The organism is Drancourtella massiliensis, assembly GCF_016900655.1.
In the GTDB taxonomy this organism is placed as follows: Bacteria; Bacillota; Clostridia; order Lachnospirales; family Lachnospiraceae; genus Sellimonas; species Sellimonas catena.
In genome coordinates this window covers 26,705-51,992 of record NZ_JACJKH010000004.1, presented here as the reverse complement: position 1 = coordinate 51,992, position 25,288 = coordinate 26,705, and the positions used below count along the sequence as shown (strand labels likewise).

The window sequence follows — 25,288 nt, the reverse complement described above, 5'->3', positions numbered from 1 at the left end:
CTACAAACGCTCGATAAACTCAATATCAATATTTCCGCTCTGATAATCCGGATGGTTGATCAGTTCGTACAGATAGTCAATATTTGTATCGATTCCTTCGATGATAACCTCCCCGAGGGCACTTCTCATTTTGCTGATCGCTTCCGGTCTTGACTTTGCATGGACAATCAGTTTTGCCAGCATGGAGTCATAGTACGGCGGAACTGTATAGCCGCTGTAGATTGCGGAATCGATCCGCACTCCCTTTCCTCCCGGAAGGTAGATATCCGTGATGGTTCCCGGTGACGGGCGGAAGTTCTTTGCCGGGTTTTCCGCATTGATACGGCACTCAATCGCATGTCCGGTCAGTTTGACGTCCTCCTGGCTGATCTTTAAATGCTCCCCGGAAGCAATGCGGATCTGCTCTTTTACCAGGTCAATTCCGGTTACCCACTCGGTTACCGGATGTTCTACCTGAATTCTTGTATTCATCTCCATAAAATAGAAGCTGCCGTTCTTTTCAAGCAAGAACTCGATGGTTCCGGCATTTTCATAATTGGCCGCTTTCGCCGCCTTTACAGCTGCTTCTCCCATCTTCTGACGGAGCTCCTCACTCAATGCAAGAGACGGAGACTCTTCGATCATCTTCTGATGGTTTCTCTGGATAGAACAGTCCCTCTCTCCCAGATGGATAACATTGCCATAGTGGTCCGCCAGAATCTGAAACTCAATATGACGAGGATGTTCCACAAAATGTTCGATATACATCATATCGTCGCCGAAAGCTGCCTTTGCTTCTTTCTGGGCTGTCGTAAATGCCTTGGAAAACTCCTCCGGAGTCTTCGCTACACGCATGCCTTTTCCGCCTCCGCCAAGCGCCGCTTTTACGATGACCGGATAACCGATCCGATCCGCCTCTTTGGCACCTTTTTCTTCATCAAAAACCGGCTCCGTACTTCCCGGAATGACCGGAACTCCGGCAGATATCATCGTATTTCTTGCCTCAGCCTTGTTTCCAAGTTTCTCAATCACTTCCGCTTTTGGTCCGATAAATGTAATATTGCATTTTTCACAAAGCTCTGCAAACCTGCTGTTCTCGGACAAAAATCCGAATCCCGGATGAATTGCGTCCGCTCCGGTAATCATCGTCGCGCTTAAGATCTTGTCCATGCTCAGATAACTCTCCGAAGAAGGAGCCGGCCCGATGCAGACCGCCTCGTCCGCAAGCTGTGTGTGCAGTGCTTCCCTGTCTGCTTCCGAATATACCGCAACCGTTTCGATTCCCATCTCACGGCACGCACGGATAATCCGTACCGCAATTTCACCCCTGTTTGCAATCAAAACCTTCTTAATCATATCTGCCTCCGACCTCGTTTTTATCTTTTTCTCATCTAGCCGACCATGAAGGTCAGTTCTGCGCTCACAACGACTTTACCGTCCACGCTTGCGATCGCTTCCCCGACACCAACCGGTCCTTTCTGTTTGATGATCCTTGTTTCCAGTTTGACTTTGTCTCCCGGAACAATTTTTCCTTTAAATTTACATTTGTTGATTCCGCCAAAGTATGCGATCTTTCCTTTGTTTTCTTCTTTGCTCAGGATCGCAACCGCTCCGACCTGCGCCAGCGCCTCTACAGTCAGAACACCCGGCATTACCGGTTCCTGCGGAAAATGTCCCCGGAAGAAATCCTCCCGGAATGTCACACATTTATAACCTGTCGCGAATTCGCCCGGTTCGTAATCTTCGATATAATCTACCAGAAGAAACGGGTGGCGGTGCGGCAGAATTGCTTCGATCTCTTTAATTCCCAGATGTTTCATCCTGTTTCACCTCAATTATCTGATCCGGAACAGAGGCTGTCCATATTCTACGCCCTGTGCGTTTTCCACAAGAATTTCCTCCACTGTTCCGTCATATTCACTTTCGATTTCATTCATCAGTTTCATAGCTTCCACGATGGCAAGGACCTGCCCTTTCTTCACTGTGTCGCCCACCTTCACATACGGATCTGCATCCTCGGACGGTGCCGCATAGAAAGTTCCGACAAGCGGGGATGTTACAACCTTGCCTTTCTGCACATCCGGTTCTTCAGAAGCTTCGATCGCCGCTTTCGTTTCCTGTGCGGTAATCACTGCTCCCTGTACCGCAGCCGGGGCTGTCGTCTGCGCGTCAGCCGCAACAACCTTGACACTGCTTTCTTTTCCCATTTTGATACAGACACTCTCTGTCTCATATTTGAACTCTGTAAGCTTTGAATCCGAAACCGTGTTAATCAGTTTTAAAAGCTGTTCCAGCTCCATGTCTACACTCTCCTATTCTTCGTATTTTTTGATCAGAAGGGTCGCATTGTGTCCGCCAAATCCAAGAGAATTACTCATGGCATAGCGGATTTCCTTCTCAACCGGCGCACCAACTGCATAGTTTAAGTCACATTCTTCATCGACATTTTCTGTTCCCACTGTCTGGTGGATAAATCCTTCTTCCACGGATTTTACGATCGTTACGAACTCCACTCCGCCTGCTGCTCCGAGCAGATGTCCGATCATGGACTTGGTAGAGTTGACAACCACATCTTTTGCCGCATCTCCGAGCGCGGATTTGATGGCGATTGTCTCAAACAGATCGTTGTGGTGTGTACTTGTTCCGTGTGCGTTGATATAAGTTATATCCTCCGGTTTTACGCCTGCCTCTTTCATAGCATCTGTCATAGCACGTGCCGCACCGCTTCCGTCTTCAATCGGGGAAGTGATGTGGTAAGCATCGCCTGTCGCACCGTATCCTACCACTTCTGCGTAAATCTTTGCCCCCCTTGCTTTTGCGTGCTCCAGCTCTTCCAGAACAACAATACCGGCTCCCTCACCGAGAACGAATCCGCTTCTGTCCTTGTCAAACGGAATGGATGCCCGCATCGGATCATTGGATGTGGTCAGTGCGGTCAGAGCAGTAAATCCTGCCACACCTGTCGGACAGATGGCGCTTTCCGTACCGCCTGCAAACATCACTTCCGCATCCCCGTACTGAATGGCACGGAATGCATCTCCGATACAATGGGTTCCGGATGCACATGCTGTCACAACGTTTGTACATTTTCCTCTTGCACCAAGCTGAATGGAGACATTTCCTGCCGCCATGTTGGAAATCATCAGAGGTACCATCAGCGGATGTACCCTGTTTGGTCCTTTTTCCACAATCTTTGTATATTCTCTTTCTACAGTCTGCAGGCTTCCGATTCCGGACCCTACAATAACTCCGACACGGAACGGATCTTCCTGTTCCATATCGATGGCCGCATCTTTACATGCTTCCAGTGCAGCGGCCACCGCATACTGCGAAAATGTTTCCATTCTCTTTGCCGCTTTAAAATCCATATAGTTTTTCGGCTCGAAATCCTTAACCTCGGCCGCAATCTTTACTTTATAATCAGAAGTGTCAAACTTCGTAATCTCTCCGATTCCGACTTTTCCTGCTTTGACTCCTTTCCAGAATTCCGGTACGCTGTTTCCGATCGGAGTGATCGCTCCCAGTCCTGTTACAACTACTCTTCTCTTCATATTTCGTCTCCTTCTTCGCTTTTTACATTCCGCCGTCTACACAGATGACCTGTCCGGTGATATACCGTGCGTCATCCGATGCCAGAAACGCCGCTGTCTTTGCGATGTCTTCCGGCTGTCCGAATGTACCGAACGGAATCTGCGCTTTCGCTGTTTCTTTCACTTTCTCCGACAATACTTCCGTCATTTCTGTCTCAATAAATCCCGGCGCGATGGCATTGACCGTGATGTGGCGGGAAGCAAGCTCTTTTGCGCATGCTTTCGTAAGTCCGATGATTCCCGCCTTGGATGCAGCATAGTTTGCCTGTCCCGCATTTCCATACACCCCTACGACAGAGGAAAGGCTGATGATGCGTCCGCTTCTCTGCTTGAGCATCTGTCTGGAAGCAAACCGGATACAGTTAAACGCTCCCTTTAAGTTCGTGTCTACAACAGCATCAAAATCCTCTTCGCTCATCTTCATCAGAAGTCCGTCTCTTGTGATTCCTGCATTGTTTACCAGAATGTCTACCCGCCCGTAGGTGCTGATAATCTCCTGGAACATTTCCTCGCAGGCTTTAAAATCGGCTACGTTGCACTGTCTGATCTCGGCTTTATTTCCCTCCGCCTCGATCTGTGCCTTCACCTCTTCCGCTTTTTCTCTGGAGCCGTTGTAGTTGACAATCACAAGTGCCCCTCTTCTCGCAAGCTCCATCGCGATCGCCTTTCCAATGCCTCTTGATGCTCCTGTCACTACTGCTACTTTCTGCTCTGTCATACTCTATACTCCTTACGTATATCAAATTTCAGACCGCTTCGGATCTGATCTTATTTCAGCGCTTCTGCTACTTTTTCCACGTCTTCCCATGTTCCGATATTGTACATGGCAACGTCACGGCTGATCTTTCTCATAAATCCGGCCAGTGTTTTTCCCGGTCCGATTTCCACGAAAGTGTCTACACCTTCCTCGATCATCTTCCGGATGCTCTGCTCCCATCTTACAGATGAGGATACCTGCTGTCCCAGAAGGCCTTTGATCTCTTCTTCGTTTTGTACATATTCCGCTGTCACATTGGTCACATACGGAATCTCAAGCTTGTGGATTTCTACGTTTTCCAGTTCTTTTAACAGCTCTTCTCCTGCACTTTTCAGAAGCGGTGAGTGGAACGGTCCGCTGACATTGAGCATTACAACACGTTTTGCCCCTGCCGCTTTCAGCTTTTCTGACGCTTCTTCCACTTTGGCTGTCACTCCGGTAATTACAATCTGTCCCGGACAGTTGTAGTTTGCGATAGTTACGCCCTCGATGTCCGCAATCACTTCTTCGATCGCAGATGCTTCCAGTCCGAGAACTGCCGCCATGGCTCCCTCGCCTGCCGGCACTGTATTCTGCATCAAAATTCCTCTTTTACGCACTGTGCGGATTGCGTCCTCCTCAGACATGCCGCCTGCAATGGCAATAGCGCAGTATTCGCCAAGGCTTAATCCTGCTGTAACATCCGGCCGGATGCCGTGTTCGCTTACCACTTTTGTCATGGCAAGACAGGTTGTCACAAGCGCTGCCTGTGTATACTCTGTCAGATCCAGTCTGTCGTTCTCCTCGAAGCACAGTTCCTTCATGTCGAGATCCAGAATTTCGGATGCTCTGTCAAATACGGCTCTTGCGCTTTCGCTGTTTTCATAAAAATCCTTGCCCATTCCTGCTTTCTGGGCTCCCTGTCCAGGGTAGATAAATGCTATCTTACTCATAGAATCCCGCTCCTTTGATAAGTGCATCTGTCTCGCTTACCAACTTCTCGATAAACTCTTTACAGGTCAGCACTTCTTTGAACATCGCCGCGCTCTGTCCTGCCATCACGCTTCCTGTTACGACGTCTCCGTCTACGACTGCTCTTCTCAAGCCGCCCAGCGTCATCTGTTCCAGTTCCTCAAATGTCGCGCCTTCCTGTTCTTTTTTGATGTATTCTTTTGCCATCTGGTTTCTGAGTACACGTACCGGGTGTCCTGTGGAACGTCCGGTTACACGGGAATCAATGTCTTTTGCCTTGATAATGCTGTTTTTATAATTTTCATGAACCTGGGATTCTTTTGTAACAACAAATCCGGTTCCAAGCTGCATTCCTCTTGCGCCAAGCATAAATGCCGCTGCCATGCCGCGTCCGTCTGCAATTCCTCCTGCTGCGATGACCGGAATGTTGACTGCGTCAACCACCTGCGGCACGAGAACCATCGTTGTATTTTCACCGATGTGTCCGCCTGCTTCTGTTCCCTCTGCCACGATGGCATCTGCTCCGCAGCGCTCCATTCTCTTTGCCAGAGCCACGCTTGCTACAACCGGGATGACCTTTACGCCTGCTTCCTTCCACATTTTCATGTATTTTTCCGGGCTTCCGGCACCGGTTGTCACGACTTTGACGCCCTCTTCCACGATGACTTTTGCCACGTCGTCGGCATACGGGCTCATCAGCATGATGTTCACTCCAAACGGTTTGTCAGTCAGCTCTTTTGCTTTTCTAACCTGATCTCTTACCCAGTCTGCCGGAGCGCTTGCCGCACCGATCAGTCCAAGTCCGCCTGCATTGGATACAGCCGCTGCAAGTTTATGTTCTGCCACCCAGGCCATTCCGCCCTGAATGATCGGATATTCAATACCCAGGATCTCTGTAATTTCTGTCTTCATCCCAATATCCCTTCCTTATCTGTTTTCCAGCAATATGTTTCTGCCATCCGGCCTTCGCCAAAAAGGCACCTGACCGGATGGCAGTAAAGATGCGTTATTATTTGCTTAAGTAATCTACTACTTCACCGATCGTTGTAAGCTGCTCCAGATCTTCTGTAGGAATCTCTTTTCCGTATTCTTCTTCCAGTGCCATTACCATTTCAAACAGGTCCAGAGAATCTGCTCCAAGATCATCTTTGAAAGATGTCTCCTCTGTCAGTGTATTGATGTCTGCTCCAAGATTTTCTGCTACGATTTCTTTTACTTTTTCTAACATAGTGGTAGTCTCCTTTTACTTTTCATTTTCTTTTTTCATGTTTTCTATTGTAATCCGGCCTTGGCCGGTAATTACCTGTATTACCATTCCAGAATGGATGCTCCCCAGGAGAGTCCTGCTCCAAATCCTGCAATCACGATTTTCTGCCCTTTTTCAAGCCGTCCGTCCCGGTTCATCTCATCGAGGAGAATCGGAATGCTCGCGGATGAGGTGTTGCCGTACTCCTGCAGATTCATCGGAAATTTCCCGATGTCTGTCTTCAGGCGTTTTGCAACAGATTCCACAATCCTTTTGTTGGCCTGATGAAGGATGAACCAGTCGATATCCTCCGTTCCAAGCCCTGCCTTGTCAAGCACCTCCGTCACAATCTGCGGAACACTCTTGACTGCAAACTGGAATACGCCTCTTCCGTCCATACTGATGTAAGTATCCTTCGGTGTCTCTCCGGTCTTCTTAAACGCTTCCACAAACTCCGATGAAAATCTACTCCTGCAGACAAGTGCGTCTCCCCTACATCCATCGGAATGTGCTGCCGGAAGATATGCTGTTCCTTCCGCTGCCCGGATCACTGCCGCGCCTGCGCCGTCACCGAACAGGATGCAGGTACCCCGGTCACTCCAGTCCACCATAGAAGACAGCGTCTCAGTTCCAATAGCCAGAATCGTCTTGTAAAATCCTGCCGCAATGTAGGCCTGCGCGCTCTGGTATGCGAAGACAAATCCCGTGCAGGCTGCCTGCATGTCATATCCCGCCGCATTCACCGCCTGGATCTCTTTTTGCACCTCACAGGCCACGCTCGGGAAAATTACGTCCGGCGAAGAGGATGCGACAAGAATCAGATCGATCTCCTCCGGAGAGACCCCGGAATTTTCCAGTGCCCTCTTTGCCGCCTCCGCCGCCATGAAAGAGGCGGTCTCATGCTCTGCGATGTGGCGGTTTCTCACACCGGTCCGTTCGCGGATCCACTCGTCATTTGTCTCAACCATCTCAGACAGGTCATCATTGCTCAAAATTTTAGGCGGGATATAAGATCCCGTCCCGCATATTTTTCCTATCATATGTTTTCTCCAAACTTTTATTTTGAACTTAAAATACTTTGATAATCAAACTATATTACACGAATGCCCGGTTGTCAACCCTGTTTTTACAGCCTTTTTTCTGTCAATCGTTTTTTCGTCTGCTCTTCTTTTTGTATAATGTGTTAAAATACTCTTATACTATTTTCAGCAGGAAGCAGTACAAAAAACGCGAGGAGGGATGTTGTATGCGAAATCTCCGGTCTTTGGACAGTTCGGAACGCTTTCTTTTTTATACAGGGCTTGTGATGGCGGCAAGTGAAATCTGGAAGCAGTGGACGCTGACTTTCGTTCTCGGAGACGGGACTTATAACTGGTGGTATTTTCCGTTTCAGCTTTGTTCTGTTCCGATGTACCTGCTGCTTCTTCTGCCGTTCTTTCATGCTTCCCATATCCGTCGGATCTTCTATACCTTTCTGATGGATTTTTCTCTTCTGGGCGGAATTGCGGTTTTCCTGGACACAAGCGGAATGCACTATCCATTTTTGCCGCTTACCATTCATTCCTATCTGTGGCATCTGACTCTGATTGCCATCGGGCTCTTCTGCGGCCTTTCGGACATCAGCGATCATACGTGGCATGGATTTTCCTCCTCCGTCATCCTGTTTGCGGTCCTTAGCGGTGCTGCTACAGTCATCAATCTTACGATCGGGCGGACGCATGACATTGACATGTTCTATATTAGTCCGTACTACCCGATGTCCCAGGTCATCATCTCAGATCTGACCCGCCGATTTCCAAATCCGGTCCGGATCCTCTGTTATCTTGCCGTCATTGTTTTCGGCGCATTTCTCCTTCATCTGTTCTGGCAGCGTCTCTTTCTTCTGCGGAGCAGGAAAGAATAGCTGCCGGAGTCATCCAGGGTGCTCAAAAAATGCACCCGAAGCCCGCTCCAAAAAAATTTTTAAATTTTTTCAAAAAGTATTTGCAAAAAGAACAATTATATGATATAGTATCTTTTGTCAAGCGGATATGGCGGAATAGGCAGACGCGCTAGATTCAGGTTCTAGTCCTCGCGAGGGGGTACAGGTTCAAGTCCTGCTATCCGCATTGATTACAAAGAAGAGATAGTTGGTTGTCAGCTATCTCTTTTTTATATTCTTTACAAAAGTTTATATACAGAAGTAGAGCCAGAGTCTTTTCATTACTCTGGCTCTTCCTTATACATTCCGTCCCTTTCTTTTTTGACATGATTACAGCATAATTATGCCATAAAGTACACTCAATTATTCGCCTGCTCCCGTTTTTTATTTTGTGATTTCGATCTCTTATTTTTCTGTTTCAGTTCATTGCGGATTACAGATTTTTATAGAAGAATCCTCCGGAAGAAGTACTCCTGTTTTCCGCTCAATGATGTTCAACGATTCCATCCCGATCTGATATTCGTGATTGTAAAACCGTTTAATCTCCGTAAGCAGGGCATTCTGAATCGGAATCCCGCCTTTCGACCGCTGAATCGCGAAATGGATGTGGTCACAGAGATTCAGATACAGATAATTGCTGAGCTGCTTTCCAAGGGAAATCGTCGCATACTCCACGATCTCGTTGGTTGCCTGGATACATTCAAGGGGCATGGAAGAAAACAGTTCCTCCATGTGCTGTCTTTCCTCCTTCTGAAGCACATAAACTTTTTCCACTTTTCCGTCATCAATATACTCTCCCGGCTTTTTCTTAAAGCCGATTCCGCACCCCATTACAAGGACTTCCTGTCCTTTTTCATCATGGGATCTGATCAGATTGTTGTTAATCACTTTATCAACCTGCATTCTTACGATCCGCCCTCCTACATAAAATGCACAAAAAATAGGCTATACCGCTCCCACATTTTAACTCAAATGTGTACAATCGGTATAGCCTGCTTTACCAGTAACAATCCTTTTATACAAGGCCAGTATAGCATCCAACCTTGTTTTTATCAATTATGAATAAAAGTTTTATGCACCTTTTTACGCTCCGACTTTTCCAAGTCCCATTTCCTGTCCGATATTCAGAATATGATCTCCGATCCGTTCAAAATCCGTAAGCATCTCGGAATACAGAATACTGACCTCTTCATCCTGTTTTCCCTGCTGCATCCGGTCGATCTGTCCCTGGCGGAAGCTTTCTGTCATGTCGTCTATCCTCTGTTCCGCCTCTTCGATCCTCTTCACGATCTCTGTGTCTCCCTTCTTGACATCGCTTAAAATCTCAAGCGCATCAAGACTTGCTTTCTTCATCTGGCGGATCTCCTCCATCTCGGTACTGGAAAATACAATGCCCTTTTCTTCCATCATCTGTGTGTACTCACACAGATTTGTCGCATGGTCTCCAATTCTCTCCAGATTACCGCATACTTTGAACAGAGCACTCATGTATCTGGCATCTTTCTGGTTTGTCTCATTGACAATCGTCTTGGAAATATATTTGCAGATCTCTTTATTGAGGAAGTCGATGTACTCTTCTTTTTCATCTACCTGCGCAAGGAGGGCGGTGGAACCATCCAGCACCGCATCAAAACTCAAGTGCACGTTTTCCTTTGTCATCTGAAGCATCCGTTCTACTTCTTTCTGAACTCCTGTCAAAGCGATTGCGGAAGTACCGATATGGTTTTCCCTCTTCGTATCAACCGGGCGGATGTATTCCAGATGCATCCCTTCCACTTTCTCTTCTTTCTTATCCGGAAGAACCTTCTCGGCAAAGGATGCCAGATAGTTTCCAAACGGAATCAGAAGAATGGTGGTGACAATATTAAACAACGTATGCATGTTGGCAATCTGCCCCGCCACATTTGTCGGCGTCCAGCTTTCCACCAGAGACGTAAGCGGCGTCAGAATACAGACAGTTGTAAAAATGATCGTTCCGATGATGTTAAATGTCAGATGGATGATCGTCGTACGCTTTGCGTTCCGGCTTGTCCCTATGGATGCAAGCACCGCCGTAATACAGGTACCGATATTCTGTCCAAAAAGAACAAACACCGCGCTTGGAAGTCCGATCAGACCGTTTGATGCCAATGCCTGCAGAATACCGACAGACGCGGAAGAAGACTGAATAATCGCCGTAAACACCGCTCCGGCAAGAATACCAAGCACCGGATTTGAGAATTTTGTCATAAGGCTTACAAAAGCCTCCGAATCACGAAGCGGCATCATGGATGAGCTCATCATCTCCATACCAAGGAAGAGTACGCCAAGCCCCGCTACAATCAGACCGTAATTATGTACCTTCGGACTTTTAATGAAAAGAATCAAAGCCACTCCGAGAAAAGCAATCAGCGGAGCGATCGCCCCAATATCAAGCGCAATCAGCTGTCCTGTAATTGTCGTACCGATATTTGCACCCATGATGATCCATACTGCCTGTCTTAATGTCATCATGCCCGAATTTACAAATCCTACTACCATAACCGTTGTCGCCGACGAAGACTGGATCACGGCTGTCACTCCGGCTCCTACCAGAACCCCCAGAAAGCGGTTGGCGGTCAGCCTCTCCAGGATTCGTTTCATCTTGTTTCCGGCGGCTGCTTCAAGCCCGGAACTCATCATCTGCATTCCGTAAAGGAACAAGGCAAGTCCCCCCAGCAGGCCAAAAAAGTCTGTCAACTTCATTTCTCTTTTCCTCCATAAAAGTTGAATTTTCCTCTCGATTTTACAAAATGCTAACTTATTTTTAACATTCCATTTATATATTTACTAGAAACCGCGAAAATACGCAATAGGTTATACGAAAAATTAACATGATTTTACGTAGATTTTACCTGGATTTTACATTTTCTTTCCCATGAACCTGCTTCCAGAGAAAAAAATTCAAAAAGCAAAGACCGGAAAAACTCTTTCCGGCCTTGTTTTACCATATTTCAATTTCCTCCCGGTCTTTCGGGTTCAGGTACAGATCGATGGACTCAATATCCTTCTGCCTGTAGCTTCCAATCTTATGTTCTTTCAGATCACCCAGAATGATGTCCCTGAACTCCATCACATCCCGCACTTCGTCATAATTGATATACGGGAAATAAAATCCGAGTGTTTCGGCATCCTCCTGCCACGCTTCCGGCGCAACCCGCTTTTTGTTGTACTCAATACTGTAGTGCAGTGTGTTTTCCGGTACGGAGTCATCCCAGACAAGATTCAGATACGGCTGTCCGTAATCCATATATACATCCACTGTACCTCCGTCAGATGGCGGCGTAAAGCTCATCTCTCCTTCCATCACTGTCATCTCCGTCTCCCCGACAGTTCTCTCCCCTGCATAGTCCAGAGAAAAGAATTCCACGCATCCGATTCCTGCACCGATTCCGCTGATCAGTACCCCGCCCGCAAATATTCCGGCAAGTAATTTCCGATACTGCTTCATCTATAACACCTCCCCTGTCTGTTCTGCCTTCCTCTCACCCTCCGGTTTTTTTCTGTACTTTTTTCGAAGTCCGAATGTCAGAAGTCCGAGGGATGCCCCTGAAGCTGCTGCTCCAAAGCAGAAAATCTCCGCCCCAAGAAGCGGATATCCGGAAAACACCAGAGTCAGCAGGGCTCCAAAAGCAAACAGACTGACAGCCGCCATTCCCATCAGAAAGCAGGTAACAAGTATCCAGCTCAGATTCCAGATCAGAACGCAGCAATTGTGAAGCAGACGCCTGGACGTACTCCAGACCGGAATCTCTGTACTTTTCCTCCACAGGCTCTTTTTCTCCTGTCTGCCTTCTTTCTCTTCGCTGCCTTCCGGCCTCTGTTTGGATTTTCCGGAAAAAGTTCTCCATTTTCCGGCTATTGTATCTTTCATTTTCCGGATCTTTTCCAGAATTTTCCCGAAAAACGCAGCCGCCTTTCCCGCCAGTTTTCTGCTCCCCTCAGAAACTTTTTCCATGTCCGGAGTACGGATCACGATCCCCTTTGTCTTTTTTTCAAATTTCGGATCCACGTGATATGCCTCCAGAATTTCGGCTGCCAGCTCTGCGATATTACCAAAATCGCTGATCGCCTCTTCTTCGCTGAGCCCGCTTTTCATCTTCAGATCAATGTGCTGCGCATACTCATCAATAATATCTTCCTGTTCCCTTTCATCCAGCACTCTTAAATGATCTCTTAATTCTTTTAAAAACCCTTCTTTATTCATGCTTTCCCTCCTTTAGGAAACGGCACACCCGTTCCTGAAACTCATTCCATTCTGCCTCAAGCTGATCACGGTGGAGAATCCCTGCCGCAGTCAAATGATAATACTTTCTGGGCGGTCCTTCTGTGGACTCACGCAGATAGGTTTCAAAATAATGTTCGTTTGTCAATCGTTTCAGGAGCGGGTAAATGGTCCCTTCATTTACGTCAATGACCTTGGATACTTCTGTCACCAGTTCGTATCCGTACATGTCACGGTTCCGGACTGATTCCAAAACAATCAGTTCCAGAACTCCTTTTTTAAACTGTGGATTCATTCCATCACTCCTTCTGTTATTATACTATACCTACTACTTGATTATGTCAAGTACTGGATGAAAATTAATAGCGGGCAGTCTGCTGCTGCCCGCTGTTCACCTTAGACAAAGGTCGGTCTTCTATTCGGAGGACGAACCGCTCTCTGTATCTGTGCTTTCCTCTCCGGATGTACTGTCATCCGAAGAGCTGTCGTCTGCAGAAGCATCATCCTCTGTAGATTCTGTCTCCTCTTCTTCTTTCAGATTATCCGTGTTCATCTCCAGTACATTCGGAAGGGAAGAGGATACTGTATACACATTTTCCTTGTCCCCTGTTGTCATGTAATAATCGGAGTCTGCTCCGTCTCCGATATAAATGGTTTCTGTTGTGCCATCTTCTCCTGTCACGGTAATGGTATAAGCAGGGGAATCCAGTCCATAGCTTTCCAGAGAATCCGGATCCTCAATCTGCCGCTCAGCCTGTACATCGGATACTGTATCCGCGATATTCTCAATGGTATCCTGCACAAGAGCCGTCTCCGTATCATCTTTCAGATGCCAGGTATCGTCTTCTTTTACAAGAGATACGCTGCTTCCGTCTTCGGAAGAGTAGGTGATCTCCACCGGATTTTCAATGTCCACCACCTGGATCTTCTCCGCTTCGGCTTTGGCCTGTTCTGCTTCCTTCTGACTCTGATTGTAGCTTCTAAGTGCAAAGTAAACAATACAAAGTACAAGAAGTACTGCCAGAAGTATGATAAGTCCTTTTTTCTGTTTCATCTGTCCACTCCCTATGCTTTTCTACGTTTCATCCAGATCACAAATCCTCCGATCAGAACAACCGCCGGCACACCAAAGATCAGCGCTGTACTGATAGAACCTGCATGCCGCACGGTGTTCAACTCTACAGACAGGCTCTTCGCCTTGATGGAAAGATTTTCAACATCGTCAAAATTGTTCATAACGAGATTGAGGAAGAGTCTCGAATTATCCAGATTGGAAAAATACTCCGTAATCTGGGAATTGATCATGCTTTCCGAAGCAATCACGGTCAGCTTCGCGTCATCTTCCTCCGCGACAGCTGCGAGAGTATATTCTCCCTGTGTCTGTTCCTCTTCCGTCACTGCGTATCCTTCTGAGGATGTCGTCATCACCTGTGTCACAGAAAGCGTATCTCTTAAATCTTCCTGTACGGTAAATCCGGCTGAATTTACAAGAAGTACCATATCGCTTTCCAGACCGTCTCCCAGATCTCCCGATGCTGAGATTTCCGGGAAGATATAATAGTAATTACCCTGGTAGCACCGCTGCATATCCGCAATGTAGCCGTCCGTTTTTGTCATTCCGTACTGTTCCATAAACGCGTTCAGATTCGGCGTCTCCGTGGAAGCATCACCCATCACATAGATGACCTTTCCTCCTTCTGACATATAATTCAGAAGCATCGTTTCCTCCTGCTCGGAAATATCGCTCGTCGGCGCATCGATCAGGATCAGGTCGCAGTCTGAAGGGATCTCCTCTACCATCAGAAGATTCAGTTCTTCCGTTGTCACACTGGATTTCTCCAGCTCATCGCTCAGAGAAGTGGATAATGTCGTCTCGCCGTGTCCGGTTGTATAGTAGATTTTCTTCGACACATCCGTTGTAATCTGATTGATCGCACTTGTCAGCTGACCGTCCGCATCAAACTCCGAATCAGACGCAGACCCTGTCGTATAGTAGGAGCTGTAGTCCTGCACAATAATATCCGTAAACAGAACTGTAGCAGATTTTCCGGTCTCCTCGCAGGAAACGACAATGGAATTGGACTGTGCATCTTCATTCTCCTGAAGAGCCTGCGGATGATCCACCGGATTGATCCATTCTACACTGATCTTGTCAGTCAGTGCGGTATATCGTTCCAGGAATGTTTTGATTCTCTCGTCTGTAGATGATTTGTCTGCATATACCGTAAACTTGATATCGTATTCCAGATCTTTCAAAAGATTTCTGGATGTCTTGGAAATTCCGTAAATGTTTTTATTGCTGACATCAACCTGTCTGAATTTCTCCGGGAGCTGCCCGACAATCAGATTGATGACAACTGCGATCACGATGACAATCGCGATCATACCCACACTGTAAAATCCATAGCGGGTCTGAAGACTTCGGAATTTTTTCAGCAATTTCTTCATGTCTTACCCTCCTAACTGAATCTTCTTTTCTGTATTGACTGAACCGTCAGGAATAAAAACACCCCGATCAGAGTCAGATACATCACAACCCCGCCGATGTCCAGAAGATTATTTTCCGCGACACTCGTAAACGTCGAAACAAGCGCGAACTTTTCAAAGATTGTGGAAAGAATTCCTTCATATAAAGAAGAGTCTACAACATAGATCACAATAAGAACAATCGTACCGATTCCTTCAATTCCGACACTCAGCAGACCGTTTTTGGTCATATTGTAAACAAACAAAACGCAGAGGGTCAGCATCATCCAGATTCCTGCCATCCCTCCAAATGCGGAAGACGGAAGGAAGCTTAACAGTCCATCCCACAGATAAATCACCATCAGGACACCAAATGTTCCGATGGCCGCAATAATCTGGCTCTCCGTCATGGCGGAGATAAAACTTCCGATGGCAATATATACACATCCAAGAAGGAAGAATACAAGAATCGATGTATAATCATTCTTAAAATATGCCGTTCCCTGTGTACTGATAATCAGCGGATACGCACAGAACAGTACGCAAGGAATCAGAAATACCGTCACCATGGCAAAATATTTTCCCATTACCATCTTGCCCACGCTTACCGGGGAGGTCAACAGCAGCTGGTCGGTCCGGCTTCTCCTTTCCTCGGAAAAGCTTCGCATCGTAAGAATCGGAACCGCCACAAGAAAAATAAACATGACCCCTTCCAGCGAATAGGAAAAATACGGATATCCGTTGTTTAAATTGTATGCCATGAAGTAGATGCCTGTCATAAAGGTCAGAAAGGCGATGAAAATACTCCCCGTCATGGAGTAAAAATACGATTTAAACTCACGCTTATAGATTGCCAGCATGTGGACGTCCTCCTTCCTGGGTCAGCTGAAGGAAGATGTCCTCCAGTGTATTCTGTTTTCTGTACATGGAGATCAGCGCGCTGTCCTCTCTTGCAAAGGCACGGAAAATCTCCTCCCGGATGTCAACATCCTCTTTTGTCTCAATGACCGCCCTGGTGATTCCAGGATCGGACGACAGATAGCTGACTTTCTGAATTCCCGGAATCCGTGAGAGAATCTCTTCGGTTTTTTCCGGAAGCAGTCTTGTCTCGATCTCGGTCGGCGCATTCCCTGAAAATTTCTTTTCCAGGTTTTCCGGCGTATCACTTGCCACCAGTTTCCCCTGGGAAATAATGATGATGTAATCGCACACTTCCCTGATCTCCGCAAGAATATGGGAGCTTAAAATGACCGTATGATCTTTTGCAAGCTCCCTGATTAACTCTCTGATTTCGATGATCTGTTTCGGATCCAGGCCGACTGTCGGCTCATCCAGAATAATTGTCTCAGGGAATCCAAGCACTGCCTGCGCCAGACCCACTCTCTGGCGGTATCCTTTGGACAAATTCTTAATCAGCCTTTCTCTCACATCATAAATCCTGACCATCTTCATTATTTTTTTGACTTCAGCCTTTCTGTCCGCCTTTTTTACCTTTTTCAGCTCCGCCGCGAACATCAGATACTCCTGCACTTTCATGTCCATATAAAGCGGCGGCATCTCCGGGAGATATCCGACAGATTTTTTCGCCAGTTCCGACTCTTTTAAAATATCATGGCCGTTGATCAGAACTTCCCCTTCGGTTGCCCCGAGATATCCGGTCATGATATTCATGGTTGTGGACTTTCCGGCTCCGTTTGGCCCAAGCAGCCCATAGATATGTCCCTTCTCTATTCGAAAGTTCAGATGATCCACAGCAGTATGGCTGCCGTATTTTTTCACTAATCCGTTGACTTCGATCAATGTGCTTCCCTCCTCTGTTTTAGTCTATGCAATACCTTATCAGGAAATTGTGTCTATTCTGTGCCAAAACTGTGATGAAAAAAAGAAACACCGTCCTTGCCACCGGCACCGGAATATACTATAGTAGAGGATAGCAGCGGAAAAAAGGAGGAGGAAACACAGCATGGAATATGCAGAGGATTTACAGATGGACTCTCAGGAGTCCGCAAAAAGAATGGAGGAAGGACGTCTTTACCTTCCGTCCGACCCTGAAATTATGAAAAAACAGTTTGACTGTCTGGAAAAGCTGTATGATTATAATCAGACAAGACCGCATGACCAGGAACTGAGAGCCAGAATGCTCAAAGATATGTTTGCCGAATTGGGCGAGGGATGCTATATCGAGCCTCCGCTTCGTTCCAACTGGGGTGGATATCATACCCATTTTGGAGATCATGTCTACGCCAACTTCAATCTGACTCTTGTTGACGATGGACATATTTATGTCGGCAGCAAGACCATGATCGGACCGAATGTCACCATCGCGACCGCAGGTCATCCGATCGAGCCGAATCTCCGGTATCTGGAGATGCAGTACAACATGGACGTACATATTGGAAAGAATGTATGGCTCGGAGCAGGATGCGTCATCCTTCCGGGCGTGACAATCGGGGACAATACAGTTATCGGAGCCGGCAGCATTGTCACAAAGGACATCCCGGCCGGAGTAGTAGCTGTAGGAAATCCATGCCGGGTACTGCGTGAAGTAGGAGAACACGACCGGGAATACTATTACCGTGACCGGAAAATCGATGTACCGATCCCGGATGTGCTTTCCAAACTTGACAAGGACTGATCTTCAGGAACTGTTTCTATTGCACAAAAAGAGCTTTGCGCGGCCCTTTCTCCGGGCGTTGCAAAGCTCTTTTCTTCTACTCTTCTGTCTCATGTTTCTGTGGTCTTTCAAAATCCAGATCAATTTCCCTGACCTCCTGTTTTGTCGGGATCGACGCAGCCGCTCCAGGTCTTGTGACCGCAATGGCCGCCGCTCTGGAGGCCACGATCAGGCATTCTCTTACATCCATCCCGGATACCAGTCCGGCGATAAAATATCCGGTAAACGTATCTCCTGCTCCGGTCGTATCGGTCACCGGTACATGGAAGCTGTCCTGGAAAAACCGCCTCGATGCATCCTGATACACACATCCGTCTCCGCCAAGCGTCATCACAATCCCGGCCTTCGGATACAGTTCGGACAAAGTATCCAGAATTTCCCCCAGCTCTTCTTTTCCTGTCATCTGCGCGCCTTCAATCTCATTGACAAGGAAGAGGTTTACTTTGCCAAGATCACAGGATTTAAGCTGCTCATTATACGGGGACGGATTCAGGATGATCCGCATCTTCTTTCTGCTGGCCGCTTCGATGACATAATCTACGAGATTGATCTCGTTCTGCACAAGTACGATATCCTCCTCGCTGAAATCCGCCAGCACTTCATCGATATAATTTTTGGTAAATTTCCGGTTTGCTCCTCCATACAGAAGAATGCAGTTCTGTCCGCTCTCATCCACCTGAATGATCGTATGTCCCGATGGTCCCGGAACTTTCCATATATAATGCGTATGAATATTTTCCTTCCTGCAAAGATCCACCAGCATCTCTCCGTCTTCTCCGATCATTCCGGCATGGTGGACTTCCAGTCCGGCCCTTGCGAGGGCAATCGACTGATTCAGCCCTTTACCGCCGCAGAAAATCTTTCTCTCCACTGTATCCAGTGTCTCCCCCGGCTCCACAATATGGTCCACCGTGTAGGTATAATCCAGATTCAGCGATCCAAAGTTGATGATTCTCATCGGTCCGTTCCTCCTTCTAATCCTTGATTTTTAATACTTCCCTGTCATAGGTCCACAGCCCGTTTACTTCTTCTTCAATATCCGACAGCTGCGTGTAGACAGCCGCGCACAGCCCTTTTCGCTCCAGATTTCTGACTTCTTTCCAGATTTTTTCATAGGCATGGCACAGGCTCTTCTTCCCCGGGAAAATCCGGTATCCGTATATTGCCGGGCACGCACTGTGCCCTTTTTCTCTCATGGAAAATCCTCCAAATTCCGACAGAATGGAAGCCCGCTCTTTCTCCGTCTTCACTTTCAGCCGGAAGAAATAGTTGTGGGTACTCCGCACATCCCCGCATCTCTGGTCGAACCAGCCGCTGGCCGCATCTACCAGACGCGTCGGATCCAGACGTTTCAATTCCTTTGTAAGCCTTTTTGTATCAAACTGTCCCCATCCTTCGTTAAACAGCGTCCAAAGGACGATGGACGGATGCCCATAGAGTGTGCGTACTGTCTGTCTCATCTCATGTTCAAACTCTGCCCGGCCTTTTTCACTCTTTCTGGACAGAAGCCGTCTTACCTTGTCCGTGACCGTAATGTGCCAGATACTCATGGCAGTCGCCCCGTAAGTCACATACCAGTGATGGTACGCTTCTCCTCCGTTAACCATATCCTGCCACACCAGCATTCCCAGACGGTCGCAGTGATAGTACCAGCGCTGTGGCTCGATTTTGCAGTGCTTCCTGAGCATGTTATAGCCGAGATTTTTCGCCTGACTGATATCAAAAATCATCGCCTCATCGGACGGCGCTGTATAAAGCCCGTCCGGCCAGTACCCCTGATCCAGAAGTCCTCTCTGGAACAGAATCTCGTGGTTCAGGCAGATCCTTGGAATGCCTTTCGGATCCTTTTCCACCGTGATGCAACGCATCGCAAAGTAGCTTTTCACCTTGTCTTTTCCCATCCGTACTTCAAACTCATACAGATATGGATCCCACGGTGTCCAGCTCCGCTTTTCCCTTAACCGGATCCGGACAGGTTCATTCGTTCCTGCCTCACAGACTCTTCCCTCCAGAATAATCCTTGCCTTCTTTGCCACATTGGCAAATACGGTAATCTCCACTTCCCCGGTGTCATAAAACGGCCGGCACTTGATCTCTTCAATATAATTATGCGGCACTGCCTCCATCCATACTGTCTGCCAGATTCCGCTCTGAGCCGTATAGAACATACCGCCTTTTTGAATTTTCTGCTTGCCCTTCGCATGCCAGCTCTGGTCCGATATATCGCGTACCCGGACGCAGAGGTCATTCTCCCCTTCTTTCAGATACCGCGTAACATCAACGGTAAAGGGAAGATATCCTCCTTTATGACAGCCGGCGCGCCTTCCATTTATATACACGACACACATCTGATCGACCGCACCAAAATGCAGCAGAATCCGTTCCCCCGACTGCGCCGGATTTTCAAACGTCCGGTGATACCAGAGTGTTTCCTCCGGGCGGAGTCTCCGCTTCACACCGGACAGAACACTCTCCGGCGAAAACGGGACAAGAATCTTTCCTTCGAAGGAGGCAGGCGGACGCTTCCCGGATTCCCGGCAGATCCGGTAATCCCAGTATCCGTTCAGGTTAATATAGCTTTTTCGGCGCATCAGAGGTCTTGGATACTCTGAAAGGACATGCTCCGTATCCAGGTCTTTTCCCCATCTTGTATAAAGCGTTTTCATTTTGTCCGTTCTCCTTTCAGACTTTCTTCCATCTTCTGAAGCTGACGGTAAAAAGTTTCCAGCTCTTCCTCGTCAAACGCTTCCCACCAGATCTCATCCCCTTTTTCAAAAATCTCCTTCACCTGCTCCGACTTTTCCCTGCCCTCTTCGGTCAGACTGATCAGACAGGATCTGCGGCAGGACGGATCGATCTCCTTTCTCAGAAGCCCCGCTTTTACAAGCCGGTCCACCGTTCTGGAAATCGTCGTGACATCCACAAAACACCGGTCTGCAAGTTCTCTTTGTGTCATAGTACCATATTTTCTGAGAGAATTCAAAATTCTTGGCTGTCCCTGCCCTACTTTCAGGCCGATTTCCTGAAAATACGGCCGAAGCGCTGCCCTCCTGGCAGCATTTATCTGAAACCATAGTTCTCTGATCTTACTTTTTTCCATTTTCCATCTACTCCAGTTCAAACTGTCCTGTATAAAGCTGATAATAACGGCCTTTCTGTTCCAGAAGTTCCTCGTGATTTCCCCGCTCAACGATCTCTCCTTTTTCCAGTACCATAATCGCCTTGGAATTGCGTACCGTAGAAAGGCGGTGGGCGATGACGAACACGGTCCGCCCTTCCATGATGGCATCCATTCCCTTTTCAATCAGACGCTCGGTTCTCGTATCGATGGAACTGGTTGCCTCATCCAGTACAAGAACCGGCGGCTTGACGGCCGCTGCACGCGCAATGGAAAGGAGCTGCCTCTGGCCCTGGGAAAGGTTGCTGCCGTCCCCGTAAAGCATCGTGTCATATCCTTTCGGGAGCTTCCGGATAAAAGAATCCGCATTGGCGATCCTTGCCGCGTCCCGGACTTCCTCATCCGTGATTTCCTGATCTCCATACCTGATATTGTCTGCGATCGTTCCGGTAAACAGGTGGGTATCCTGAATGACCATTGCAAGAGATCTGCGCAGGTCATCTTTCCGGATCTTGCGGATGTCAATCCCGTCATACGTGATCATTCCGCTCTCGATCTCATAAAACCGGTTGATCAGATTGACAATCGTCGTCTTTCCCGCTCCGGTCGATCCCACAAAGGCAATCTTCTGTCCCGGTTTTGCATAGAGCGAAATTCCATTCAGAATCCGTTTATTCGGCACATAGGAAAATACGACATTGTCAAAACGCACATCGCCTTTCAGCGGTGTGAGCACCACCTGATCTTCCTTCTCTTCCCGCCATGCGTATTCTCCCGTCTTCTCTTCACATTCCACCAGAACATCCCCTTCTCTTCTTACATTGCAGAGGGTGATGGTTCCTTCATCAATCTCCGGTTCTTCCTCCATCATCTGGAAAATCCGCTCCGCACCGGAAAGGGCCGCCAGCAGGAAATTCACCTGCTGTGTAAACTGGTTCATCGGCATGGCGCTCTGGCGCACATAGACGAGATAGGAAGAAAGGCTGCCGATATCCAATAGTCCGGACAGGGCAAAGAGCCCGCCCACACAGGCCGAAACCGCATAATTCACGAAGGAAAGGCTTACAATTGTCGGCACCATCATTCCGGCAAAAGTCAGGGCATTCGTCGATTCCCTCCGGAGATTTTCATTCATCTCACAGAACTTCTTGAAATCAGCCTTCTCGTGGTTGAACACTTTCTCCACTTTCTGGCCCGCCGCCATCTCTTCTACAAATCCATTGATCTTTCCGATCTCCTCCTGCTGCCTTGTAAAGTATTTCCGGCTTCTGCTGCCGTTAAACTTGATAAAGGCAGCCATCAAAAGCAGAAAAACCACGACAATCAGCGTCAGCCGTACACTTAATACCAGCATCATGGTAATCGTTCCCGCCAGCATAAGGAAACTCTGAATCAGCATGGCGAAGCTGCTGTTCATCGCCTCCTGCACTGTGTCTACGTCATTGGTGAACCGGCTCATCAGCTCTCCGTGAGTATGGGCATCATAATATTTCAGTGGAAGCTTCTGCACGTGGGCAAAAAGATCCTGCCGGATTTCCTTGATGACCTTCTGTGCCGTGATGACCATCAGCTGGTTGTAACCAAATGTTGCCGCCACACCGCACAGGTAAAGGACGGCCATACCTGCTACCGCCGTCAGAAGCCCTTTCACATCCCCCGGAAGAATAAATTCATTGATAACCGGTTTCAGCAGATACGTCCCCAGAATATTGGCTCCGGTACTGATCAGCACAAGCACCGCCACCAGAAGGAACATCCACTTGTGTCCGCCAAGATAGTGCATCAGATGCCCCATTGTCCGCTTCAGATCTCTTGGTCTTTTATATCCCAGATATCTTGCCATTAAAGCTCCGCTCCTTCCTTTTGAGATTCATAAATTTCCTGATAGATTTCATTTCTTTCCAGAAGTTCTTCGTGGGTACCGATATCCGACACCTTCCCGTCATCCAGAATCAGGATCTGGTCTGCATGACGCACAGAGGAAATCCTCTGGGCGATGATGATCTTCGTCATCTCCGGAAGTTCCTCTTTTAACATCGTCCGGATTTTCGCCTCGGTTGCCGTGTCCACAGCACTCGTTGAATCATCCAGTATCAGTACTTTCGGCCGCTTCAGAATCGCCCGTGCGATACAAAGCCGCTGCTTCTGTCCACCTGACACATTGACACCGCCCTGCCCCATTTCCGTCTCATAACCGTCTGCAAGCCGGTCGATAAACTCATCCGCACAGGCAATACGGCAGGCCTGTTCAATCTCTTCCATCGTGGCATCTTCCTTGCCCCACCGCAGGTTTTCTATCAAGGTGCCGGAAAAAAGCGTATTCTTCTGAAGCACCACGGCAATTGCGTCCCGCAGATGCTCCACCTTGTATTTTTTCACCGGAATTCCATCGATCCGGACCTCCCCTTTTGTCGCATCATAAAGACGAGGAATCAACTGAATCATCGTTGATTTCGCTGAACCGGTCTGACCGATAATTCCAAACGTACTGCCTGCCGGGATTTTCAAAGACACATCCGACAGAATATATTCCGGTGCGTCCTTTCTATATTGAAAGTAGACATGGTCAAACTCAACCTCGCCGCGCTCTACCTCGTGGTCTTCCGCTTCCCGGTCGGTAATATCCACTTTTTCATCAATGATCTCCAGAATACGGCTTCCCGATGCCATGGAACGGGTCATCATCAGAAACACATTGGAAATCATCATCAGAGAATTCAAAATCTGCATAACATAGCTTAGAAAACCGGTCAGCTCCCCGACCTGCATTCCGCCGACCTGAATCATCCTGCCACCAAACCAGATGAGGCTCAGAATCGTGCCGTACATCACAATCTGCATGGCCGGCATATTCAGCGCCGCCAGACGGAACGCTTTTTCCGACTGGGTTTTCAGATTCCTGTTTACCTCATCAAACTTCTCCGTCTCGTATTCCCCTTTGACGTACGCTTTCACCACCCGAATCGCCGTCAGGTTCTCCTGAATAATCCGGTTTACCAGATCAATAGCCGTCTGCATCTTCGTATACAACGGCTGAACATGACTCACAATAGAAAACAGAAGCACCGCCAGAATCGGAAGTGCCACAAAAAACACAAGCGCAAGCTTTCCATTGATGGAAAATGCGACCGCCGTTGCAGCTACAAGCATTACAGGCCCACGGCAGAAAGGCCGAAGTCCCGTAGACACCGAATTCTGGATATTGGTCACATCACTTGTCAGCCTCGTCACGATCGACGACACCCTGAAATGATCAATATTCGCAAACGAAAATCCCTGAAGACTCTCATACTCCGCTTTCCTCAGCTCCGCTCCAAGCCCCTGGCCGGCAAGAGCCGAAAACCGCGAACTTCCGATCCCCAGAAACAATGCAAGCAACGCGCAGATAACCATCTGACCCCCCTTCATATAAATATAATGCCTGTCCCCGTTCACCACACCGACATCAATCAGGTCCGCCATAATCAGCGGCACAATGAGTTCAAACAACGATTCCGCCGTCACGCACAAAATCGCCAGCAGAGCATACTTCTTATACTTCCCCATATAAGAAAAAATTCTCCTCAGCACATCCCACACCTCCAAATACTTGTATATACAACTATTGTATGCTCATCATTCACCAATGTCAATATCGGCAACGTAACATTGGGGACGTGTTCCGATGCACCGGAACCTGTCCCCAATGAAAAAAAATCAGTCTTTTTTCTCTGTTGTGCTTAATTTGTATGCAATAAAGAATATGGCGGCCGCCGCAATCAGTGTGATGATAGCTGCCTGATATTGATCAAAGATCTGTGTGATTTTGTACCAGGAGCTTCCGGCCTTTTTCCCAAGGCCAAGGAGGAGCAGATTCCAGATTCCGCTTCCGATGGCTGTGTAGCACAGAAATTGAGCAAAGGGCATTCTGGTCATGCCTGCCGGTATGGAGATGAGGCTTCGTATGACAGGTACACATCTTCCGAGAAGGACTGCTTTGTTTTCGTGCCTGTCAAACCATTTCAGTGTCTTTTTGATGTCTCCTTCTTTGAAGCCTGCTTTCCTGATCAATCTGTTTGACAAAACATGATCCAGCCGGTTCAGTGGTATAATCCTCCCTGCCCAGTACAGAATCACCGACCCTGCCAGTGATCCTGCCGTCGACGCAATGAACATTCCCTGTAGATTCAGATCTGTATGCTCCGTCAGAAATCCGCCGAAAGACAGAACCGCTTCGGACGGAATCGGTGGAAAAATATTTTCGATCATAATCAGCAGGAACATTCCGAAATATCCGTATTCCGACAAAAGCTCAAGCAAGTGTAATTCCATTTTTCTTTCTCCCTGTTCACATGGCTATATGA

At 47.8% G+C, this 25,288-nt stretch carries 26 protein-coding genes and 1 tRNA gene; 3 read left to right on the top strand and 24 right to left on the bottom strand.

The window, feature by feature from the left end:
• The 9 genes from H6A32_RS03180 to H6A32_RS03140 form a co-directional block, all read right to left on the bottom strand.
• A complete protein-coding gene (locus H6A32_RS03180) occupies nucleotides 1–1,335 on the bottom strand; it encodes an acetyl-CoA carboxylase biotin carboxylase subunit (protein WP_087255014.1) in 1,335 nt (444 codons plus the stop codon).
• A gap of 35 nt (nucleotides 1,336–1,370) precedes the next feature.
• Nucleotides 1,371–1,799: a 3-hydroxyacyl-ACP dehydratase FabZ gene (gene fabZ / locus H6A32_RS03175; protein ID WP_087167175.1), complete on the bottom strand. Its 429-nt coding sequence runs from the start codon at nucleotides 1,797–1,799 to the stop codon at nucleotides 1,371–1,373.
• 15 nt (nucleotides 1,800–1,814) lie between these two features.
• On the bottom strand, nucleotides 1,815–2,279 hold the full coding sequence (gene accB / locus H6A32_RS03170; protein ID WP_087255017.1) for an acetyl-CoA carboxylase biotin carboxyl carrier protein: 465 nt from the start codon (nucleotides 2,277–2,279) through the stop codon (nucleotides 1,815–1,817).
• Between the two features lie 12 nt (nucleotides 2,280–2,291).
• Nucleotides 2,292–3,530 (bottom strand): beta-ketoacyl-ACP synthase II, encoded by a 1,239-nt coding sequence (fabF, locus tag H6A32_RS03165; protein ID WP_204863739.1) that lies wholly within the window; start codon nucleotides 3,528–3,530, stop codon nucleotides 2,292–2,294.
• 22 nt (nucleotides 3,531–3,552) lie between these two features.
• On the bottom strand, nucleotides 3,553–4,287 hold the full coding sequence (fabG, locus tag H6A32_RS03160; protein ID WP_087255023.1) for a 3-oxoacyl-[acyl-carrier-protein] reductase: 735 nt from the start codon (nucleotides 4,285–4,287) through the stop codon (nucleotides 3,553–3,555).
• A 50-nt stretch (nucleotides 4,288–4,337) separates the two neighbouring features.
• Entirely contained in the window at nucleotides 4,338–5,258 is a 921-nt protein-coding gene (gene fabD, locus H6A32_RS03155; RefSeq protein ID WP_087255026.1) for an ACP S-malonyltransferase, read from the bottom strand.
• Complete coding sequence (gene fabK, locus H6A32_RS03150; protein WP_087167170.1) at nucleotides 5,251–6,189, bottom strand: enoyl-[acyl-carrier-protein] reductase FabK; 939 nt, start codon at nucleotides 6,187–6,189, stop codon at nucleotides 5,251–5,253. The genes fabD and fabK overlap by 8 nt, the downstream gene beginning before the upstream one ends.
• 97 nt (nucleotides 6,190–6,286) lie before the next feature.
• A complete protein-coding gene (gene acpP, locus H6A32_RS03145; RefSeq protein ID WP_087167169.1) occupies nucleotides 6,287–6,505 on the bottom strand; it encodes an acyl carrier protein in 219 nt (72 codons plus the stop codon).
• A gap of 80 nt (nucleotides 6,506–6,585) precedes the next feature.
• A complete protein-coding gene (locus H6A32_RS03140; protein ID WP_204863738.1) occupies nucleotides 6,586–7,563 on the bottom strand; it encodes a beta-ketoacyl-ACP synthase III in 978 nt (325 codons plus the stop codon).
• Nucleotides 7,564–7,769: 206 nt separating this feature from the next.
• Here H6A32_RS03140 and H6A32_RS03135 point away from each other — a divergent pair, with 206 nt between their 5' ends.
• Both H6A32_RS03135 and H6A32_RS03130 read left to right on the top strand, forming a co-directional pair.
• Nucleotides 7,770–8,426 (top strand): YwaF family protein, encoded by a 657-nt coding sequence (locus H6A32_RS03135; protein WP_191426381.1) that lies wholly within the window; start codon nucleotides 7,770–7,772, stop codon nucleotides 8,424–8,426.
• 121 nt (nucleotides 8,427–8,547) lie between these two features.
• Nucleotides 8,548–8,631: transfer RNA gene (locus H6A32_RS03130), tRNA-Leu, on the top strand.
• Nucleotides 8,632–8,867: 236 nt separating this feature from the next.
• Here the strand turns inward: H6A32_RS03130 and H6A32_RS03125 are convergent.
• From H6A32_RS03125 to H6A32_RS03085, 9 genes are all read right to left on the bottom strand, one after another.
• The gene (locus tag H6A32_RS03125) at nucleotides 8,868–9,347 is read right to left on the bottom strand and encodes a CAT RNA binding domain-containing protein (protein WP_204863737.1); all 480 of its coding nucleotides are present in this window, start codon (nucleotides 9,345–9,347) and stop codon (nucleotides 8,868–8,870) included.
• A 180-nt stretch (nucleotides 9,348–9,527) separates the two neighbouring features.
• On the bottom strand, nucleotides 9,528–11,168 hold the full coding sequence (locus H6A32_RS03120; protein ID WP_087167162.1) for a Na/Pi cotransporter family protein: 1,641 nt from the start codon (nucleotides 11,166–11,168) through the stop codon (nucleotides 9,528–9,530).
• Between the two features lie 238 nt (nucleotides 11,169–11,406).
• Nucleotides 11,407–11,913, bottom strand: coding sequence for a hypothetical protein (locus tag H6A32_RS03115; RefSeq protein ID WP_204863736.1), 507 nt, complete (start codon nucleotides 11,911–11,913; stop codon nucleotides 11,407–11,409).
• Nucleotides 11,914–12,669, bottom strand: a complete 756-nt coding sequence (locus tag H6A32_RS03110) for a DUF1700 domain-containing protein (protein ID WP_204863735.1) — start codon at nucleotides 12,667–12,669, stop codon at nucleotides 11,914–11,916.
• Nucleotides 12,662–12,982 (bottom strand): PadR family transcriptional regulator, encoded by a 321-nt coding sequence (locus H6A32_RS03105; protein WP_087167159.1) that lies wholly within the window; start codon nucleotides 12,980–12,982, stop codon nucleotides 12,662–12,664. Before H6A32_RS03105 ends, H6A32_RS03110 begins: the two co-directional genes overlap by 8 nt.
• A 120-nt stretch (nucleotides 12,983–13,102) precedes the next feature.
• Nucleotides 13,103–13,741, bottom strand: coding sequence for a DUF4340 domain-containing protein (locus H6A32_RS03100; RefSeq protein WP_204863734.1), 639 nt, complete (start codon nucleotides 13,739–13,741; stop codon nucleotides 13,103–13,105).
• Between the two features lie 11 nt (nucleotides 13,742–13,752).
• Entirely contained in the window at nucleotides 13,753–15,135 is a 1,383-nt protein-coding gene (locus tag H6A32_RS03095; protein ID WP_087255044.1) for a GldG family protein, read from the bottom strand.
• Between the two features lie 11 nt (nucleotides 15,136–15,146).
• Entirely contained in the window at nucleotides 15,147–16,013 is an 867-nt protein-coding gene (locus H6A32_RS03090; RefSeq protein ID WP_204863733.1) for an ABC transporter permease, read from the bottom strand.
• The gene (locus H6A32_RS03085; protein ID WP_204863732.1) at nucleotides 15,997–16,953 is read right to left on the bottom strand and encodes an ABC transporter ATP-binding protein; all 957 of its coding nucleotides are present in this window, start codon (nucleotides 16,951–16,953) and stop codon (nucleotides 15,997–15,999) included. Before H6A32_RS03085 ends, H6A32_RS03090 begins: the two co-directional genes overlap by 17 nt.
• Nucleotides 16,954–17,116: 163 nt before the next feature.
• On the opposite strand from H6A32_RS03085, the gene H6A32_RS03080 reads away from it, so the two are divergent.
• The gene (locus H6A32_RS03080; RefSeq protein WP_204229633.1) at nucleotides 17,117–17,788 is read left to right on the top strand and encodes a sugar O-acetyltransferase; all 672 of its coding nucleotides are present in this window, start codon (nucleotides 17,117–17,119) and stop codon (nucleotides 17,786–17,788) included.
• A 76-nt stretch (nucleotides 17,789–17,864) separates the two neighbouring features.
• Here the strand turns inward: H6A32_RS03080 and H6A32_RS03075 are convergent, their stop codons facing one another.
• The 6 genes from H6A32_RS03075 to H6A32_RS03050 all read right to left on the bottom strand — a co-directional run bounded on the left by H6A32_RS03075 (nucleotide 17,865) and on the right by H6A32_RS03050 (nucleotide 25,256).
• Nucleotides 17,865–18,785, bottom strand: a complete 921-nt coding sequence (locus H6A32_RS03075) for a ribokinase (RefSeq protein WP_191426393.1) — start codon at nucleotides 18,783–18,785, stop codon at nucleotides 17,865–17,867.
• A 16-nt stretch (nucleotides 18,786–18,801) separates the two neighbouring features.
• On the bottom strand, nucleotides 18,802–20,493 hold the full coding sequence (locus H6A32_RS03070; protein WP_087167153.1) for a glycoside hydrolase family 2 protein: 1,692 nt from the start codon (nucleotides 20,491–20,493) through the stop codon (nucleotides 18,802–18,804).
• Nucleotides 20,490–20,927 (bottom strand): MarR family winged helix-turn-helix transcriptional regulator, encoded by a 438-nt coding sequence (locus tag H6A32_RS03065; RefSeq protein WP_243424845.1) that lies wholly within the window; start codon nucleotides 20,925–20,927, stop codon nucleotides 20,490–20,492. The genes H6A32_RS03070 and H6A32_RS03065 overlap by 4 nt, the downstream gene beginning before the upstream one ends.
• A gap of 7 nt (nucleotides 20,928–20,934) precedes the next feature.
• A complete protein-coding gene (locus tag H6A32_RS03060) occupies nucleotides 20,935–22,788 on the bottom strand; it encodes an ABC transporter ATP-binding protein (protein WP_204863731.1) in 1,854 nt (617 codons plus the stop codon).
• Complete coding sequence (locus H6A32_RS03055; protein WP_430749568.1) at nucleotides 22,788–24,515, bottom strand: ABC transporter ATP-binding protein; 1,728 nt, start codon at nucleotides 24,513–24,515, stop codon at nucleotides 22,788–22,790. Before H6A32_RS03055 ends, H6A32_RS03060 begins: the two co-directional genes overlap by 1 nt.
• A gap of 126 nt (nucleotides 24,516–24,641) precedes the next feature.
• Nucleotides 24,642–25,256 carry a DedA family protein gene (locus H6A32_RS03050; RefSeq protein WP_204863729.1) on the bottom strand — a complete coding sequence of 205 codons (615 nt, stop codon included), beginning with the start codon at nucleotides 25,254–25,256 and terminating at the stop codon, nucleotides 24,642–24,644.
• Nucleotides 25,257–25,288 lie beyond the last annotated feature (32 nt).

Bases quoted from the DNA above. Each gene is read 5' to 3' on its own strand.
- H6A32_RS03180 (WP_087255014.1), bottom strand. From the start codon at position 1,335: ATGATTAAGAAGGTTTTGATTGCAAACAGGGGTGAAATTGCGGTACGG.
- fabZ (WP_087167175.1), bottom strand. From the start codon at position 1,799: ATGAAACATCTGGGAATTAAAGAGATCGAAGCAATTCTGCCGCACCGC.
- accB (WP_087255017.1), bottom strand. From the start codon at position 2,279: ATGGAGCTGGAACAGCTTTTAAAACTGATTAACACGGTTTCGGATTCA.
- fabF (WP_204863739.1), bottom strand. From the start codon at position 3,530: ATGAAGAGAAGAGTAGTTGTAACAGGACTGGGAGCGATCACTCCGATC.
- fabG (WP_087255023.1), bottom strand. From the start codon at position 4,287: ATGACAGAGCAGAAAGTAGCAGTAGTGACAGGAGCATCAAGAGGCATT.
- fabD (WP_087255026.1), bottom strand. From the start codon at position 5,258: ATGAGTAAGATAGCATTTATCTACCCTGGACAGGGAGCCCAGAAAGCA.
- fabK (WP_087167170.1), bottom strand. From the start codon at position 6,189: ATGAAGACAGAAATTACAGAGATCCTGGGTATTGAATATCCGATCATT.
- acpP (WP_087167169.1), bottom strand. From the start codon at position 6,505: ATGTTAGAAAAAGTAAAAGAAATCGTAGCAGAAAATCTTGGAGCAGAC.
- H6A32_RS03140 (WP_204863738.1), bottom strand. From the start codon at position 7,563: ATGATAGGAAAAATATGCGGGACGGGATCTTATATCCCGCCTAAAATT.
- H6A32_RS03135 (WP_191426381.1), top strand. From the start codon at position 7,770: ATGCGAAATCTCCGGTCTTTGGACAGTTCGGAACGCTTTCTTTTTTAT.
- H6A32_RS03125 (WP_204863737.1), bottom strand. From the start codon at position 9,347: ATGCAGGTTGATAAAGTGATTAACAACAATCTGATCAGATCCCATGAT.
- H6A32_RS03120 (WP_087167162.1), bottom strand. From the start codon at position 11,168: ATGAAGTTGACAGACTTTTTTGGCCTGCTGGGGGGACTTGCCTTGTTC.
- H6A32_RS03115 (WP_204863736.1), bottom strand. From the start codon at position 11,913: ATGAAGCAGTATCGGAAATTACTTGCCGGAATATTTGCGGGCGGGGTA.
- H6A32_RS03110 (WP_204863735.1), bottom strand. From the start codon at position 12,669: ATGAATAAAGAAGGGTTTTTAAAAGAATTAAGAGATCATTTAAGAGTG.
- H6A32_RS03105 (WP_087167159.1), bottom strand. From the start codon at position 12,982: ATGAATCCACAGTTTAAAAAAGGAGTTCTGGAACTGATTGTTTTGGAA.
- H6A32_RS03100 (WP_204863734.1), bottom strand. From the start codon at position 13,741: ATGAAACAGAAAAAAGGACTTATCATACTTCTGGCAGTACTTCTTGTA.
- H6A32_RS03095 (WP_087255044.1), bottom strand. From the start codon at position 15,135: ATGAAGAAATTGCTGAAAAAATTCCGAAGTCTTCAGACCCGCTATGGA.
- H6A32_RS03090 (WP_204863733.1), bottom strand. From the start codon at position 16,013: ATGCTGGCAATCTATAAGCGTGAGTTTAAATCGTATTTTTACTCCATG.
- H6A32_RS03080 (WP_204229633.1), top strand. From the start codon at position 17,117: ATGGAATATGCAGAGGATTTACAGATGGACTCTCAGGAGTCCGCAAAA.
- H6A32_RS03075 (WP_191426393.1), bottom strand. From the start codon at position 18,785: ATGAGAATCATCAACTTTGGATCGCTGAATCTGGATTATACCTACACG.
- H6A32_RS03070 (WP_087167153.1), bottom strand. From the start codon at position 20,493: ATGAAAACGCTTTATACAAGATGGGGAAAAGACCTGGATACGGAGCAT.
- H6A32_RS03065 (WP_243424845.1), bottom strand. From the start codon at position 20,927: ATGGAAAAAAGTAAGATCAGAGAACTATGGTTTCAGATAAATGCTGCC.
- H6A32_RS03060 (WP_204863731.1), bottom strand. From the start codon at position 22,788: ATGGCAAGATATCTGGGATATAAAAGACCAAGAGATCTGAAGCGGACA.
- H6A32_RS03050 (WP_204863729.1), bottom strand. From the start codon at position 25,256: ATGGAATTACACTTGCTTGAGCTTTTGTCGGAATACGGATATTTCGGA.